Source organism: uncultured Phascolarctobacterium sp., assembly GCF_905212365.1.
Taxonomy (GTDB): Bacteria; Bacillota; Negativicutes; order Acidaminococcales; family Acidaminococcaceae; genus Phascolarctobacterium_A.
On the sequence record NZ_CAJMEH010000002.1, the window covers coordinates 17,558 to 32,355 of the forward strand.

General features: G+C 47.4%; 17 protein-coding genes and 2 tRNA genes. All 19 read right to left on the reverse strand.

Going from position 1 to position 14,798, the window contains the following annotated elements; all coding sequences use genetic code 11:
* Positions 1-7: 7 nt before the first annotated feature.
* The gene (locus QZ105_RS00760) at positions 8-1,516 is read right to left on the reverse strand and encodes an RNA-binding domain-containing protein (protein WP_293727940.1); all 1,509 of its coding nucleotides are present in this window, start codon (positions 1,514-1,516) and stop codon (positions 8-10) included.
* Positions 1,517-2,118: 602 nt separating this feature from the next.
* The gene (locus tag QZ105_RS00765; RefSeq protein WP_293727941.1) at positions 2,119-2,757 is read right to left on the reverse strand and encodes a sulfatase-like hydrolase/transferase; all 639 of its coding nucleotides are present in this window, start codon (positions 2,755-2,757) and stop codon (positions 2,119-2,121) included.
* 13 nt (positions 2,758-2,770) lie between these two features.
* Positions 2,771-3,895: a sulfatase-like hydrolase/transferase gene (locus QZ105_RS00770; protein ID WP_293727942.1), complete on the reverse strand. Its 1,125-nt coding sequence runs from the start codon at positions 3,893-3,895 to the stop codon at positions 2,771-2,773.
* Positions 3,896-4,245: 350 nt separating this feature from the next.
* On the reverse strand, positions 4,246-4,665 hold the full coding sequence (locus QZ105_RS00775) for a HEPN domain-containing protein (protein WP_293727943.1): 420 nt from the start codon (positions 4,663-4,665) through the stop codon (positions 4,246-4,248).
* Complete coding sequence (locus QZ105_RS00780) at positions 4,655-4,996, reverse strand: nucleotidyltransferase domain-containing protein (RefSeq protein WP_293727944.1); 342 nt, start codon at positions 4,994-4,996, stop codon at positions 4,655-4,657. Before QZ105_RS00780 ends, QZ105_RS00775 begins: the two co-directional genes overlap by 11 nt.
* Before the next feature lie 112 nt (positions 4,997-5,108).
* Positions 5,109-5,417 carry a type II toxin-antitoxin system RelB/DinJ family antitoxin gene (locus QZ105_RS00785; protein WP_293727945.1) on the reverse strand — a complete coding sequence of 103 codons (309 nt, stop codon included), beginning with the start codon at positions 5,415-5,417 and terminating at the stop codon, positions 5,109-5,111.
* Between the two features lie 314 nt (positions 5,418-5,731).
* Positions 5,732-5,823, reverse strand: a tRNA-Ser gene (locus tag QZ105_RS00790).
* A 68-nt stretch (positions 5,824-5,891) separates the two neighbouring features.
* A tRNA-Ser gene (locus QZ105_RS00795) sits at positions 5,892-5,981 on the reverse strand.
* Positions 5,982-6,026: 45 nt separating this feature from the next.
* Complete coding sequence (locus QZ105_RS00800) at positions 6,027-6,659, reverse strand: cyclodeaminase/cyclohydrolase family protein (RefSeq protein ID WP_293727946.1); 633 nt, start codon at positions 6,657-6,659, stop codon at positions 6,027-6,029.
* A 72-nt stretch (positions 6,660-6,731) separates the two neighbouring features.
* Positions 6,732-7,136: a hypothetical protein gene (locus QZ105_RS00805; protein WP_293727947.1), complete on the reverse strand. Its 405-nt coding sequence runs from the start codon at positions 7,134-7,136 to the stop codon at positions 6,732-6,734.
* The gene (locus QZ105_RS00810) at positions 7,129-8,280 is read right to left on the reverse strand and encodes a DUF3084 domain-containing protein (RefSeq protein ID WP_293727948.1); all 1,152 of its coding nucleotides are present in this window, start codon (positions 8,278-8,280) and stop codon (positions 7,129-7,131) included. The genes QZ105_RS00805 and QZ105_RS00810 overlap by 8 nt, the downstream gene beginning before the upstream one ends.
* A 36-nt stretch (positions 8,281-8,316) precedes the next feature.
* The gene (locus tag QZ105_RS00815; protein WP_293727949.1) at positions 8,317-9,408 is read right to left on the reverse strand and encodes an LptF/LptG family permease; all 1,092 of its coding nucleotides are present in this window, start codon (positions 9,406-9,408) and stop codon (positions 8,317-8,319) included.
* Between the two features lie 11 nt (positions 9,409-9,419).
* Entirely contained in the window at positions 9,420-10,139 is a 720-nt protein-coding gene (gene lptB / locus QZ105_RS00820) for an LPS export ABC transporter ATP-binding protein (protein WP_293727950.1), read from the reverse strand.
* Positions 10,140-10,157: 18 nt separating this feature from the next.
* Complete coding sequence (locus tag QZ105_RS00825; protein ID WP_293727951.1) at positions 10,158-10,922, reverse strand: LptA/OstA family protein; 765 nt, start codon at positions 10,920-10,922, stop codon at positions 10,158-10,160.
* 1 nt (position 10,923) lies between these two features.
* On the reverse strand, positions 10,924-11,478 hold the full coding sequence (gene lptC / locus QZ105_RS00830; protein ID WP_293727952.1) for an LPS export ABC transporter periplasmic protein LptC: 555 nt from the start codon (positions 11,476-11,478) through the stop codon (positions 10,924-10,926).
* On the reverse strand, positions 11,468-12,370 hold the full coding sequence (locus QZ105_RS00835) for a lysophospholipid acyltransferase family protein (protein ID WP_293727953.1): 903 nt from the start codon (positions 12,368-12,370) through the stop codon (positions 11,468-11,470). The genes lptC and QZ105_RS00835 overlap by 11 nt, the downstream gene beginning before the upstream one ends.
* A complete protein-coding gene (locus QZ105_RS00840; protein ID WP_293727954.1) occupies positions 12,370-12,978 on the reverse strand; it encodes an HAD family hydrolase in 609 nt (202 codons plus the stop codon). The genes QZ105_RS00835 and QZ105_RS00840 overlap by 1 nt, the downstream gene beginning before the upstream one ends.
* On the reverse strand, positions 12,978-13,943 hold the full coding sequence (locus QZ105_RS00845) for a KpsF/GutQ family sugar-phosphate isomerase (RefSeq protein WP_366935940.1): 966 nt from the start codon (positions 13,941-13,943) through the stop codon (positions 12,978-12,980). The genes QZ105_RS00840 and QZ105_RS00845 overlap by 1 nt, the downstream gene beginning before the upstream one ends.
* Positions 13,944-13,975: 32 nt before the next feature.
* On the reverse strand, positions 13,976-14,794 hold the full coding sequence (gene kdsA, locus QZ105_RS00850; protein WP_293727956.1) for a 3-deoxy-8-phosphooctulonate synthase: 819 nt from the start codon (positions 14,792-14,794) through the stop codon (positions 13,976-13,978).
* Positions 14,795-14,798 lie beyond the last annotated feature (4 nt).

The following is a 14,798-nucleotide window of genomic DNA, read 5'->3' on the forward strand; positions in this document are numbered from 1 at the left end:
TTTGCTCTTAAGAGTTTATATGCACTATCCATTCGCCTTTACGGTCGGACCCCTGACGTTCAATAATATTTTTATCTTTCAGCTTTCGCATCAACCTAGATACTGCTGATTTACTTAAACCAAGTTGTTGAGCAACTTCTCTAACACTTACTCTTGGGTCATTTAATAAAATATCTAGTAACCGTTTTTCTTCTACCACCTTAATTTGTCCCGCATTTTGTCCCGGTTTTTCTCCTATTTCTCCATTTTGTCCCGCATTTTGTCCCGGTTCTTTCGTTATCTCTTGAGTTTGTCCCACAGTTTGTCCCGGCTGCTTCGCTATTTCTTGCGTTTGTCCCGCGTCCAAATTCCGATAAATATTGAACCGCAGTTCCGTCTCTCCGCCCAAAATTTCCAGTTTTTCTAAGCCAGCATCTTTAATCATCTTTGCAACACGTAACATCCCCGTACCCCAGCGTTCGATTAAATGCATATAGCTAAATGCCATAGCTAATGCTTCATTGCGCACTTTGGAATAGCCTTCACGCATTTTTTGGATAGTCTGTCCAATAGGCAATTTGCCTGGAGAAGTTATCTCTAATCGATTATCAAAAATCGCCACTTGAATATTCCCGTTATCCAAATAACTACGATGCACAGCTGCATTTATAATCAACTCGCGGATAGCAGCAGGAGGAATTTCATAGACATCCTGCCTATACAGACCTTCAATTACTGCACCAAGATGAATGTTACGCAATACAAAATGATAAGCATTTTCGATTATATCCTGTACCGGCCCTGTAAATTCACGTCTGTCAACAAAAATAACGCGTTCATTATCCTTAAAAACTGCACATTGAAAAGTACAATGCAAAATAGCTGACCCAGTAAGAATCGCATAAGCGTTGGTCGGAAGCATTTTCCCTTCTTGCTCCACCAAAACACCCCATGACAGCAATTGTTTAGCAGAAACATCCTTCACCAGCGCTTGTTCTTCCTTGCTGCTGCAATTGCACAAAGCTACTTCTTTCATACGCCGACAAAGATTTTCAATATCCGCTTCGCTAACCTGCAACCCCAAACAAATAGTTTTATCGAAGAAGCGGTTATTTCCTTCAAAAAGCAATTCTTTCACCATATATTCATCTGCCGCTCTAGTAGTACCTGCCACACGCACATATACACCGTATGGCAAGCCTTCTGCCGCAAGATAATAAGGCCTTTGCCGACCTGGTTCTATATCAACAATGATAATAGTTGCGCCATCAATCGTCTGCATATAAATATCAGGAATAATCGCAGGCTTACAACTGTCAGATATAGCATTAGCTACAGAATCCATAATATTAAAGGCATCATTTTTATCGACGCCGACAATTCTTCTCGTCTCGTCCTCAACACCGATGACCAGCTTACCACCTTGCCCATTAGCGAAAGCAATGATAGTTTTCATGTATTTGCTACTTTTAGCTGGCAGGCTTTCTTTAAATTCAACATTCTTAGATTCGCCTGCAAGAATTTCCTCTATCGTCATGTTTTGTCACCTTATAAGCTTTTTTAATTATAATATTCACAGCTCTTTGAAAGTTTTTATATGCACTATCCATTCGCCTTTACGGTCGGACCCCTGACGTTCCAATAGCTTTTGCATCTTTAATGAACGTATAGCTCTCGTGACGTGGCTTCGGCTAAGGTTTATATCATTGCACAACTTCAAAATTGTACTTTGAGGATGCCTCTTAAAATATTGCAAAACTGCTTTTTCTACATCATTCAAGCTATCATTTTCAGTCTCATTTTCACTTTTAGTCTCACTTGATTCTAAAAATGCAGGATGAATAAAAATGGTAGACGTAAAAGAAAGTCTATCGTCGTCCGTTTCAAAAAGCGGCTTAGGCGATCCGTTAGCTTCCAAAGCGTTTAATATTTTTCTAAAGCCGGTATTACGGTACGGCCAAATACCCTTAGCCGCTTGCGCCAGCGCGTCGTTCTTTACACCTTTACTTGACTCTAGTATAATATAAATATAGTTGATTATCAAGGAAAAGAGAGTTAATTGAGCATAAAAAAAGAATAAAAAGCAGGACGCTATGTTAAAAATATAATCACCATAGCGCCCTGCTTTTATCTTATTTATTAAATATGCGTATGCCCGGCATTGGTTAATAAATCCTCCCGGCGGTATTTAAAATTCGGCGAAGCCAGCGAATTGGTTTCGTCAAATTTATTGGACTGCACGTTAAAAACGCTGCACAATAATTCATACGCTAAATCGTTGGTCCAATATAAATTTTGGTGTTGGCGCAGCGTTTCCACCACGTTTTTATTTTTAGCGATGTATTCGTCAGAAAAATAAGTCACTAGCGGAATGCGCACACTGCCCATGCCGTCGAAATTAGGCGAGCGCCGTCCGTCCGGAACCGTGGCGTGGTCGGAAAAATAAACCATCGCCTGCAGGTTTAATTTTTCCTGGGCGTAAGCGAAAATTTTGCTCAAAACATAATCCGTATACGCAATGGAATTGGCGTAATTTAATTCTAATTCATATTTGCCGGGCGTACCGAATTTAGTAAATGCTTCTGGATAACGATTGAGAAAATTAAAGTGGCTGCCTTTAAGATGGATAACGACGAAATTGTTGCTCTGCGGGTCTACCTCGTCTAAAAAATCCAAGAGCGATTCATCATACTGCACAGTATTTAATTGCTGCTTCGTCCACTTCGCCACGTCGGCGGTATCGGCAATTAAAGTTACCGGCGTATCTGCCGAGCCCAAATGGCCCTGATTACTATACCAGTGAATCCTGTACCCCCCCCAGTGCACGCACTACATCTATGATGGAGCAGGCTTCATAAAATTTTTTATCGTTATACTGATTGATTTCCGTCAACGCATTTGATACGGCCAAAACTGTATTGGCGCCGATGGAATAAGCGTTAGGGAAAATAATGCAATTCGACATTTCGTTGAGTTTATTCAGCCACGGCGTCGTGTTGTGCGGATACGCCGGGTTGACAGCTTGCATATAATCGCGCGATGCCGATTCGCCAATCACCAGCAAAATGGTCGACGGCTTGGCAAACTTTTCCGCTAACGGCTGCACCGTTAAATTTTTAATGCGCTCCCGCATATTAGATTTGTATAATTTATTAGTTTCCAAATAGGTTTTGACGTCCAAATAAAATTCCACGATGGCGGTACGAATAAATACGCCGTGCTTTTTCTTCCACAAGTAGCAAGACAAAAAAGCTACGATAGCCGCTAAAATTGCCACAGAATATAAAGACAACGGCTGCGTTTGCGTCAACGCGCCGTAATTTGCCCAGCTGCACACGCCTATCATTAAGACAACGCCTAACACCGAAAAAATATTGTACGCCAAAGGCAGGGATTTAAAATATTCGATGATCTCATTGTAATGCGTTTCTTGCAGCATCTGCATACCGTTTTCGTTGATGCAGGCTTTATACAAAGCGAAATAACCTAACTGCGCCAAGGGTATCAATAAGAAAATTATTTCCAGCACAGTTATAACAACAGCTGCAGGCAGTGCCAACGCAGAAATTTGCCGTGCCAAAATCCCCAAAGACGATATCCAGCTGATAATATACAAACCAAAAACAGCCTCAAAATGAAATTCAAAATCCGAAGACACCTTATGATTGCTGATATAATACAGAGTTGGATATGTTAATATCCACAGCCAGCAAATAATAGTGGGAATAACAAATAGTGGTGAAGACAGCGGCAGCTGTGTGACAGCCGCAGGCAGCAGCGCCAAAATAGCGCAGGGCACAAAACGGCGCATCTGCAGATAGGTTGCTTTATTTCCAAGGCCATGGGAAATTGCAAAATAATAACCATATGACAAAATATAAAACGCAATGGCAACATAGATATAAGCATCATACATGATAAGCATTAATCCTTTCTAAATTAAGTATGAATATTCTTTATAAATTAAATCCATTAATATTGTATTACAGATGCAGTGGATAGTCAATTACGCATATAGCAAAGACCCAAAAAATAAGAGCCTTCGGATTTCTCCAAAGGCTCTAAAACCGCATGGTTGGCGGAGTGGGTGGGATTCGAACCCACGCACGGGGTAAACCGTCTAACGATTTAGCAACTCACGCCTGCCCATTGCATTGCTTCTAGGCACTCTTTTATTTCCATATTTTCAACTGGTTTAGATATATTATAAATTAATTCTATATTTTACACATATTCGTCGAAGATAAGCCCCCTAAATCACCTATCTTAAGAGATACCATCCTCAATAGCTTCTTTTTCATGAAAAGATTTTACCGCCGCAACGAATCCATTGGCTTCATCTACTAATTTCAGCACATCTTCTTCAGATAGCTCAAAATAGTCATCGTAATCACTCATTGAGCGACTTGCAAATAGATTAGAAATTGTATCAGACAAATCCTTCCCAAAAACACCATTCTTAACATAGTGCATTCTGAAATACGATATCACACCAGAATGCTTAGAAAAATCTTTCCCATCAGTAGCTAAAACAGAACGCATAGCATGAAACACAGCATAATAAGCCCTATTGACAGCCCCACGACTATCTCCTATGGCAAGCAGTGCATTTGCTGCCTTAAGGCATTGGTGCGCCTGCTCTAATCTAAGGCTAGCAAGACTCCGCTTCTCCTCATCATGCAGCATAAACCACTACACCATCCTTCTCGATATTTTGGTAAAAAGGTAAAATAGGTTTTCTAGCATGGAATGCCTTCTTATCCAAAAGAAACATTGACAACAAAATATCGTGTTCCAATCCTACACGGCTGAAGATTTTATTTAATGTCCAAAGTATTTTCCTGTTCTCTTCTGGCTCCATATTCGTTAACACCAATACATCCACATCAGACTCCTCGGTATTATCGCCGCGAGCATAGGAACCATACAAAACTACTTTGTCGAGCTTATCACCCAAAAGATCATAAATCTGCTCGGTCAGCTCTTTTAAAACAATATCTAACTCACTACGTTTCATAGCAATTTCCTCCTTGCAGACCTATTTCTATAATAATTATACACTTACTTCACATTACCAGCAAGAGAAAAGTCTTTGACAATACGATATTCAAAACTCTTGACTAAATAACTCATAAGCCTAATTCCTTTTCCAAATTAGCGAAAACTTCAGAAGCAGGCTTTACTCTACCTGCGAGCACATCCTGATATCCCTTTTCCAAAGCTTCATCAAGTTCGGCTTCTGTCATTTTACTCATATCCAGCGGATGCCTATATGGTATTTTAACATCAAAAGGAATTCCTCTTTGCAGGATAATTTGCTTATAAAACATATTAATGGCGTTCGATACAGGAGTCCCTAAAGTCGATAAAATTTCTTCAGCTTGTTTTTTCACATCTGGCTCAATTCGAGCATAAAGATTTGCAGTTTTGCTTGCCATATTATCAACTCCTCTACCTGTTAGCTTCTTTTTCTTTATTATACATATTTGTAAGTACAAAAGCAATACTAATGTAGATGCTTTGTGTAAGAAAGCTCAAAACTCTAAGAGTTAAGAGAGCATCCATACAGAATCGCCAAATTGATATTCCTTGCGTTATTTCTAAGATAATGGATTTTTTATCATAAGCCCCACGTGTATAAAACTTAATACAAATTACTCTCAGTTATACAGCTAATACTCCATCTTTTCTTTTGCTAGGCAAATAAAAACGGCTTCGTAGATTATCTCTACAAAGCCGTCGTTTATTGTGTTGGCGGAGTGGGTGGGATTCGAACCCACGCACGGGGTAAACCGTCTAACGATTTAGCAAACCGTCCTCTTCAGCCAGCTTGAGTACCACTCCATTAGACTACTATATTAGTATAACAGAAGTTTTACTTTTTGGCAAGAGCTTCTGCACAATTTTTTATTTGGCGGAAAGGGTGGGATTCGAACCCACGGAAGGCTTGCGCCCTCGCTAGTTTTCAAGACTAGAGCCTTAAACCGCTCGGCCACCTTTCCATATAAATGTAATTATACGTTAAAAGCGTCCTTCCGTCAAGCCTTTTACGCTAAAGCTGCGTCCGTGGCCTGCAACGTCCTTGCCTCCAACAGCGCCGCCTGTTCCAGCATAGCCGTCAGCTCCCTGCTCACCGCTTTGTTATACTCCGCGTCCTTCGTCAGCTGTAAATTGATGCGCACATTATAATCGGCGCAGCGCAAAGCCGCACGCGCCAGCAAAGCGCTGCACGCACCATCGGTGATTACGCCCGGATTGCCAACCGCCACCAGCCTGTCTGCCAGCTGCAGCGCCAGCAAAGCCGTGCGGGCAATGGCTAACGGCACCGCCGCCGCCCGCTTTGCTGCCATGCGCACAGCCTGCGTCCGCGCTGCCTTTTCCTCCTCCGTCGCTTTCGGCAGCCTGTAACACGCCATAAAGCTTTCAAAGGCCTTAGCGTCGTCCTCTGCCAGCTGCAAAAGCTCCGAGCGCGCGGCTTCGGCCTGCGACAAAAGCTCCTTAACCTCCGCTTCCTGCGCGGCAAAGCGCTCCTTCCCCACAGTGAGATTACCCACCATGGAAGCCAGCGCCGCCGCCAAAGCCCCGGCCATAGCGGCAGGGCCGCCGCCCCCCGGAGTGGGCGCTGCCGAAGCCAAAGCCGTCAAAAAAATTTTGCTGCTCATTTCGGTCAGATTCTGCATATTTTACCTCTTTTCTGTACAAACGGCTATGCAGCGCAAGCCTTCTGCTCACGTCTGCATAGCCGTAAACTACTAACTCTTATTTTGCGCCAGCCAGCGCCGCACCTGTACCACCGCCGCATAAGCGTCCAGCGGCTCAGGCGGAACCTGCAGGCCTAAGGGCAAAAGCCTCCGCCAACCCTTAGGCGGATTTTCCTGCCAATACAAGCTGCGCGCTTCCTCCGTACTATGCGCTTCGCCAACTAGCGCTAAAACCGTATTGGGAAAAACCTTCTGCACCGCTACGCCGATGGCCTTACTATTAGTGCCGTCGCCCATAATAATCTGCGCCGGCTGCTCCTGACCAGCAAAAATGCGCAGTTCGCTGGCAATGCTATCCGTAACTGCAATGCGCAGCGCCAGAATACTGCCGTCAGCTGCCACCAAAGCCAAGCCTGTTTTGCTGCGTCCTGGGTCGATTCCCAAATACTTATTCATTATCGGGCAGCACCTCCAGCCGCACCCTTACTGGCCCGGCCGTAGTAATATCTCCCTTGGCATAAGCTCTGAGCGTAAATTTACCGTTAGTACGCCGCATAGCGTTGCTGGTTTCAATCATCGTCGCCGCATCCATGTTGCCAACCTTGCCGGTCAACGGATCCGGCAACACGCCTGCTTCCACAGCACGATGATTTACCTGAGTCAGGAAAGCCATAATAATATTTTCGTAGCTCTCCGGAACAGCATCTGCATACTCCTGGCTTAAAATCAAAGAGCCGTCGGGATAAATAAATTGATTCTCAAAAATTTCAATTTCACAAACGACTAATTCGCCCACAATGATATTCGCTACTGTGCGTATCCGGAAAAACAGATTGCCCTTGCTTTGGTCCAAAGCGTTGATAGCGTCCGTTACTATATTTTTAGAAATCCAGATAGCCTGCAAAGGCTGTTCCTCCTGCTGCACGCCCAAGCGTTGCAAGGCTATCTCATTAGCATTTTGCAGCAACCAATTAACTTGCGCCACATTTTCCTCGTGCTTCAGGCCGCCGCGCATTACCCCGGCGTAAACTATCTCGCCGGCACGATAATAAACCTGCCCCTCGCGCATATTGATAATACCCTTGCGCAAAGCGTCGGTAGTCTTTTCCAGATTTTCTATTTCGCCGGTAAGCTGCACTTTAGCGTCAGTTAAGCTTGCTACCTCCGCCTGAGCCTGACTGTACATCTCATTCATTTGCGCCAGTTTAGCGTCCATTGCGTCGTTTTCTCTGGTGCTTTCCTTAATCTTCGCGTCCAGAATACTGATCTGCTGATTTTGTTCATCCACTTTATTTTTCGCCTCAGACAGCGCATCGGCCGCATCGGCCTTTTCTTCGTTCAACAGCTTTAATTCCTGCTGCAGCTTTTCCATACCGAACAACGCGGTACGCGCGCTTTGCGAAGCGATGGTCATTACGCCGATGGTCAGCACGGCAATCATGGTACCGCTGATTACCGTCAGCAAAATAGAAGTATATTTGGGACGCAGGCCAAAAACGGACATTTTCTTTTTGCCGATTTTACTGCCCATTTTATCTGCAATATACGCGATCAACCCGCCGACGATGGCCATAATAATAATCATTCTGATGCCTACCAAATAACCGCCTCCCTAAAATTATCGCACAGCTTTCGCTTATACGTTTTTCTTTTTCATCAAGTACAGTCCCGTAAACAGGCACAAAATATTAGGCAGCGCACAGGCCAGCAGCGGCGGCATTGCTCCGCCCTTCCCCAAGCCGGTGGTAAAGGTCATGATCGCGTAATAAATAAAAATTACGATGATACTGATGCCCAAACCAATGGACGAGCTGGTACGCTGCTTCTGCGTGCCTAAGCACGCGCCAATCATCGCGAAAAAGAAGCTGGCCAACGGAATATTGATACGCATAAATATTTCGCACCATTGCCTGTTGGTAGGCGTCTGCTGCTTTTCCAGCATGCCAATATATTCCCGCAGCTCGCGAATAGTCATCTCCTCCGGGTCCTTTTGCTCCCAGGATATCTGCTTGGGAGAAAAGTTCAGCGGAATGATTTGCTCCTTAAACTTCGCCGTGCTTTGCACGCCTTCCTCGTCGTCTAAAGCGAAAACATTGCCGTTGACAATGCGCCAGGTTCCGTTTTCCCAATAGCCCTCTCTGGCCGTTTGAATGCGGGATATTCTTCCCTTATTGAATTCTTCGATAGTGATATCGGTCATTTTGCCAAGCTTTTCGTCAAATTTATTGGCGTAGGTAACGCGCTGCGTATCTCCGCTGATAGTTTTGATGACGATATGGCTTTGGGTAGACGGTCTGCTGTTATGCCTGATTTCTTCATTAAGTATTCTCGAAGCCTCCGCCTTAGAGGCAGGCACTACCTTTTCCGCCCACACCATAGAAAACATGCTGACGATAAAGCCAACCACCAGCACCGGCGCTACAATGCGGTAATAGCTGACGCCGCCGGCCTTCATAGCCACAATCTCACTGCTGCCGGACAGCTTGCCAAAAGCCATCAGCGCAGCCAGCAGCATGGACATCGGGAAGGTATAATTGATAATCTCCGGCAAATTATACATGAATAAACGCCCTACGGTTTCCAGAGAAGCGCCGTAACGAGTCATGTACTGAGTAATTTTAAACAGCATGGTGCTGGCAATAAAAATACTGGAGAAAGCGGCGATACCGAAAACGAAGGGATACAGCAGTTCCCTTAATACATAACGGTCTAATAAACGTAAACCCACTTTTCTTCCTCCTACATACTAAAATTATCGCCAAGGTAATACTTTCTGGCAATAGGATCGTTGGCGATAGTTTTACTGTCGCCGTGCAGCAAAATCTTGCCTTCTGCCAGAATATAGGCCTTATTGACAATGCTCAGCGTTTCGCGCACATTATGATCCGTAATTAATACGCCAATGCCGCGCTGCGCTAAATGAGCGATCATGCCCTGAATATCGGCAACCGCGATGGGGTCGATACCGGCGAAAGGCTCGTCCAGCAAAATAAAGGCCGGATCGGTAGCCAAAGCGCGGGCAATTTCCACGCGGCGGCGCTCGCCGCCTGACAGCGCTTTACCCTCGCTTTTACGCACATGGTTTAAACGAAATTCGTCCAGCAAAGCGTTCATCTTTTCCTCACGCTCGGCCGCAGCCAGGGATGTGGTTTCCAAAATCGCCATAATATTGTCTTCTACCGTCATTTTGCTGAAAATAGAAGCTTCCTGAGGCAAATAACCAATACCGTTGCGAGCCCGCTCATACATGGGCATACCGGAAATATCCCTGCCGTCCAGGGTAACTTTACCGGAATCAGGCTTTTCAATACCGACAATCATGTAGAAGGTCGTCGTCTTGCCCGCGCCGTTAGGCCCTAAAAGCCCCACTACGCTGCCCTGCTCCACGCTTATGCTGACGCCGTCAACTACATGGCGTCCTGAATATATCTTGACAAGATTATCTGTTTTAATAACCAAGCTTGTGCCCTCCGTTAATTAAGCTGTGGCCTGCTCGCCCTGCTGCTCCTTACCGGGAACAGCAGGCTGCTTTTCCGGAATGTAATGAATTTTTACATTGCCGTCGGCAACGGCTACATTGGTATTGGTCAGACGCAGCTTATCTCCGGCTACAGAATTACCGTTCTGCATAGCCTTGGCGTTGCCAATAAGCTCCACATAACCGCTGTTATCCGTTTTATAAACTGCACTGTCAGAAGAAGCCTTCAGGTCGCGGGCCGGGCTGTCAATATCAACGCCGCCGTAAGCGTTGGCTACGCCCTGCGCCATATCGTAATCTATTTTAGCCGCATTCATTACGCTACCGTCAACATCGGTCAAGCGCGCCCAGCTGCCAATAGTTTCCGCAAACTGACGCTCCTTATAATAATCCACTCTATCGGCGCTGAGGCTCTTGCCCGCTTTAGTAATAACTGCGCCGCCTACAGCGGAAAGATCGTTTTCATTATGAGCGATAAATTCATTGCAGACAATATGCGCATCCTCACGGTCGGCAATAACGTTGCCTATCAATGTGCCGCTTTTCGTTTTACTGTTAAATTTAGCATAATCAGCCGTAGCCTTGCCGCCGTTTTGCAGTAAAACCACATGACCCTTGGCCTCGCCCTCGCCGGTCTGCAAATTATATTCCAGCTCGTCGGCCTGCACGCTGAAATTATCCGCAGCAGCCAGGCAGGTAGCGCTCAGCCCCAGCGTCAACAGCGCGGCAGCAGCCGTCAGCAAAATTTTCTTAGTATAATTCATCTTATTCGCCGCCTTTCACAACTTTAGCATTTCCTTTAAGCTTTACACTTTTAAACGCACTGGTAGTTACCGCCTTATCCGCAGTAGCAGTCCAAGCATCCTTCAGCATTTTTACATGCCCTTCGCCGGTTATCAGCTCCTGCGACTGTCTCCAGACAATTTTATCTGCGTAAAGCTCGCCGCCAGTATTCAGCACGGCCTTAACATTTCCCTCCAAAGCAAAATCATTTTTATTGATTTCGGCATAGCCCTTTTCCGCTGCAATGTCCAAATAGCTACCGTCACTGCGGAAAACCTTGCCCTTGATGCCTTTAAGGTACGCCATATTTTTTTGCTTATCGTTGACTACCTCTTCTACCGTAAACTGCCACAGCTTTTTGCCGTCCTTTTCCCGCTGCAGGACGCTGTTTTTCAAAGAAGCGTTCAGCTGCGCGCTAACGCCGTCGCCCACCTTAACGCTCACGGGCTTTTCGCCGCCCAGCATCAGCCAGGCGATTACAGCACCGGCGATGAGGATGCCTGCAGCAATGGACAGGACTATCTTTTTATTTTTCATCTGCTTCCTTTTCCTCCTCCGGCGGCGTATACGGCGTATTCCAGCGGTGCTGGAACCAAATCCAGTTATCGGGGTATTCCTTAATGATTTTTTCGACCTCCTGGGTCATCTTCAAGGTTACGTTATAATCGTCGGCCTTTTGGTCGCCGGTAAATTTATAGCGAATCGGGTCGCGGACGATAGCCTGATGCCCATAGCCGTCAGGCTTACGAATAATAAAGATAGGAATAATCGGCGCTTTAAACTTGCGGGCAAAATAAGCGGGGCCCGTAGGCGTAGAAGCCATCTTGCCCAAAAAGGGTACGAAAATTCCGTCGTAGCCGCCGTCCTGGTCGGCAATCAGCCCCAGCATGCGGCCCTTTTTCATAGCGCGGGCACAGCCCAGTATTTCGCTGGTACCGCGTGAAAAAATTTCCTGCCCCACACCGGTGCGCAGCTCGTTCATAAAATCGCTGTACACTCTGTTGGGCTGGGGCTTTTCCACCGCGCTCAGCGGAAAGCCGTTCAGCGCCAGGCCTGCTCCCAGCCATTCCCAGTTATCCATATGGCAGGCCAGCATAACCACGCCGTGCCCCTCATGCACTGCATCCCACAGCACCTCAGGCCGGTCAAATGTTACTAAGCCACGGATATTATCACGATTCAGAGCCGGCATATATAAAATTTCCATAAAGGTAATGCCCAGCTTGATGAACAATGACTTAATCGTGGTCTGGGACTGCTCCTCGCTGTAGCCCAGACATTCGCGAATCGTCGCTTCCGCGCGCAGCCGCTGCTTTTTCGCAATCTTATGGTACAAATGGCCCATACCCTTGCCAATTACCACTACCGCTTTATAGGGCAGCCAGGACACTACCGTACTTATCGTTTTCAGTAAATAATACAACCACATTATTGTCGATCTCCTTGTCCGGCATGCAGATAAGCCGCCACCAAAGATTGCCATTTCCCCTGCGCCCGCAGAATCAGCTCTGCCGCTTCACGAACTGCGCCGTTGCCGCCAAAAGCCAATGTAATATAGTCGGCGGCAGCGCAAACCTCGTTAACGCCGTCATGGGGAGCAAGGCTCAGCCCTGCCGCTTTAAAAGCCGGCAAATCGTTCAAATCGTCCCCCATATAAGCGACCTGCTCCTGCCGCAGGTTCAAGAATTGCCGCAGCTGGCTTAAAGCTGCATACTTATCCTTCACGCCCTCGCATAGCAGTGTAATGCCCAGCTCCTCTGCGCGGCGGTGAATAATTTCACTTTTTCGTCCAGTAACAATAGCTACCTGCAGGCCGCTGCGCAGCGCGCAGCTGATGCCCAGACCATCCTTGGCGTTAAAGCCTTTAAAGACTTCGCCATTAGCTCCTATATTGATAGTACCGTCGGTCAGTACGCCGTCCACGTCCAGAGCCAGCAGCCGCAGCTTTGCCAGCCGCGGCTTCAATGTCGCCAAATAATCATGCTCTGCGCCCAGCCCATCCTGATACCAAGCCTGCCGTTGTGCCTGCTCAGCCATTATACCACTCCCTGCCTTACCAGGTCGGTCATATGCAGCAGACCGATAACCTTACGCTGCTCGTCGATAACCGGCAGCACCGTAATCGGCTTGGGGCGGTTGCTTTCCATAAGATGCAACGCCTGCGCCGCCAGCTTATCCTGCGTAATAGTTTTAGGATTAGCCGTCATCAGCTCCTTAACCGGACGCTGCAAGAAGCCCACGCCCTTGCTGAGCCCGCGGCGGATATCTCCGTCCGTCAGCACGCCCTGCATAATACCGTTTTCGTCCACCACGGACACAGCGCCCAAGCCCTTGTCCGTAATGACAAAGAGCGCGTCCTGCACCTTCGTATCGGCCAAAACCGTGGGGTTTTCTTCACCCTTATGCATAATATTGCCTACGGTCAGCAGCAGCTTGCGTCCCAGGCTGCCGCCCGGATGGAAAATAGCAAACTGGCTGGCCGTAAAATTATGCTTTTGCAGCAGCGCCAAGGCTAAAGCGTCGCCATAGGCCAGCGCCGCCGTCGTGCTGCTGGTAGGCGCCAACCCTAAGGGGCAGGCCTCTTTAGTAACGCCCACATTTAAAATAACGTCCGCATTGCGTCCCAACGTGGAATTGGCATTGCCCACCATAGCGATGATTTTCGCGCCAATACGGCGCAGGGACGGCAGAATATTAAGCACCTCGCCCGTCTCGCCGCTGTTGGACAGAGCGATAACCACATCGTGACAGGTTACCATGCCCAAATCGCCGTGAATGCCTTCGGCAGGGTGCAGGTAAAAGGACGGCGTGCCGGTGCTGGCCAGCGTAGCCGCCATCTTGCGGCCAATCAAGCCGCTTTTGCCCATACCGGTAATTACCGTGCGGCCCTGACACTCCAAAATCAGGCTTACTGCCGCTGCAAAGTTTTTATCTATCCGAGGCACTAGCTCCAGCACGGCCTCCGCTTCCATGCGCAGAACCTCCTGCGCATGCTCCAGCATTGCTTCCATATCTGCCGCCACCTTTCTACAGCTTAACCGCGCACAATTTTATCAATAGCGAGAACGTCGGCCAGCAGCTTTTCCAAAGCGTCCAAACGCACCATATTGGGTCCGTCGGACAAAGCCTCCGCCGGATTATCGTGTACCTCCAGGAACAGCGCATCGATGCCAACTGCCGCAGCGGCCCGCGCCATATGGGGCACATACTGGCTCTGACCGCCGCTGGACGTGCCCTGGCCGCCGGGAATTTGTACGCTATGGGTAGCGTCCATTACTACAGGATAGCCCAGCTCGCGCATAATTGCCAGACCGCGCATATCCGTCACCAGCGTATTATAGCCGAAGCTGGCGCCGCGTTCCGTCAGCAGCAAATTACGATTGCCTGCTTCCTCCACCTTTTTTACGACATTCTTCATATCCCAAGGCGCAAGGAACTGCCCCTTTTTTACGTTGATTGTTCTGCCGGTTTTCGCAGCGGCCCATACCAAATCGGTCTGACGGCACAGGAAAGCCGGAATTTGCAGAATATCAGCCACCTCGGCGGCCTTTTCTGCCTGCCAGGGCTCGTGGATATCCGTAACCACAGGTACGCCCAAATCTGCCTTAATCTGCGCTAAAATTTTCAAGCCTTCGTCAATGCCGGGCCCGCGAAAGGAGGCATAGGAAGAACGGTTGGCTTTATCAAATGAAGCCTTAAACACATAGGGAATCCCCAGCTTAGCACAAATAGCCTTCGTGCGCCGGCCAATCGTCAGGCTGCGCTCGTAGCCCTCCAAAACGCAGGGGCCGGCCATCAGCATCAGAGGATGACCCTGTCCTACCTCATAATTTCCAACTTTAACTATCTGCATAGTC

Excerpts from the sequence above, each read along its gene's own strand:
- lptC (WP_293727952.1), bottom strand. The coding sequence starts at position 11,478 with ATGAAAAATAAAAAGATAGTCCTGTCCATTGCTGCAGGCATCCTCATC.
- QZ105_RS00805 (WP_293727947.1), bottom strand. The coding sequence starts at position 7,136 with ATGAATAAGTATTTGGGAATCGACCCAGGACGCAGCAAAACAGGCTTG.
- QZ105_RS00770 (WP_293727942.1), bottom strand. The coding sequence starts at position 3,895 with ATGTATGATGCTTATATCTATGTTGCCATTGCGTTTTATATTTTGTCA.
- kdsA (WP_293727956.1), bottom strand. The coding sequence starts at position 14,794 with ATGCAGATAGTTAAAGTTGGAAATTATGAGGTAGGACAGGGTCATCCT.
- QZ105_RS00775 (WP_293727943.1), bottom strand. The coding sequence starts at position 4,665 with ATGCTGCATGATGAGGAGAAGCGGAGTCTTGCTAGCCTTAGATTAGAG.
- QZ105_RS00760 (WP_293727940.1), bottom strand. The coding sequence starts at position 1,516 with ATGACGATAGAGGAAATTCTTGCAGGCGAATCTAAGAATGTTGAATTT.
- QZ105_RS00840 (WP_293727954.1), bottom strand. The coding sequence starts at position 12,978 with ATGGCTGAGCAGGCACAACGGCAGGCTTGGTATCAGGATGGGCTGGGC.
- QZ105_RS00845 (WP_366935940.1), bottom strand. The coding sequence starts at position 13,943 with ATGCTGGAGCATGCGCAGGAGGTTCTGCGCATGGAAGCGGAGGCCGTG.
- QZ105_RS00780 (WP_293727944.1), bottom strand. The coding sequence starts at position 4,996 with ATGAAACGTAGTGAGTTAGATATTGTTTTAAAAGAGCTGACCGAGCAG.
- QZ105_RS00800 (WP_293727946.1), bottom strand. The coding sequence starts at position 6,659 with ATGCAGAATCTGACCGAAATGAGCAGCAAAATTTTTTTGACGGCTTTG.
- QZ105_RS00835 (WP_293727953.1), bottom strand. The coding sequence starts at position 12,370 with ATGTGGTTGTATTATTTACTGAAAACGATAAGTACGGTAGTGTCCTGG.
- QZ105_RS00825 (WP_293727951.1), bottom strand. The coding sequence starts at position 10,922 with ATGAATTATACTAAGAAAATTTTGCTGACGGCTGCTGCCGCGCTGTTG.
- QZ105_RS00785 (WP_293727945.1), bottom strand. The coding sequence starts at position 5,417 with ATGGCAAGCAAAACTGCAAATCTTTATGCTCGAATTGAGCCAGATGTG.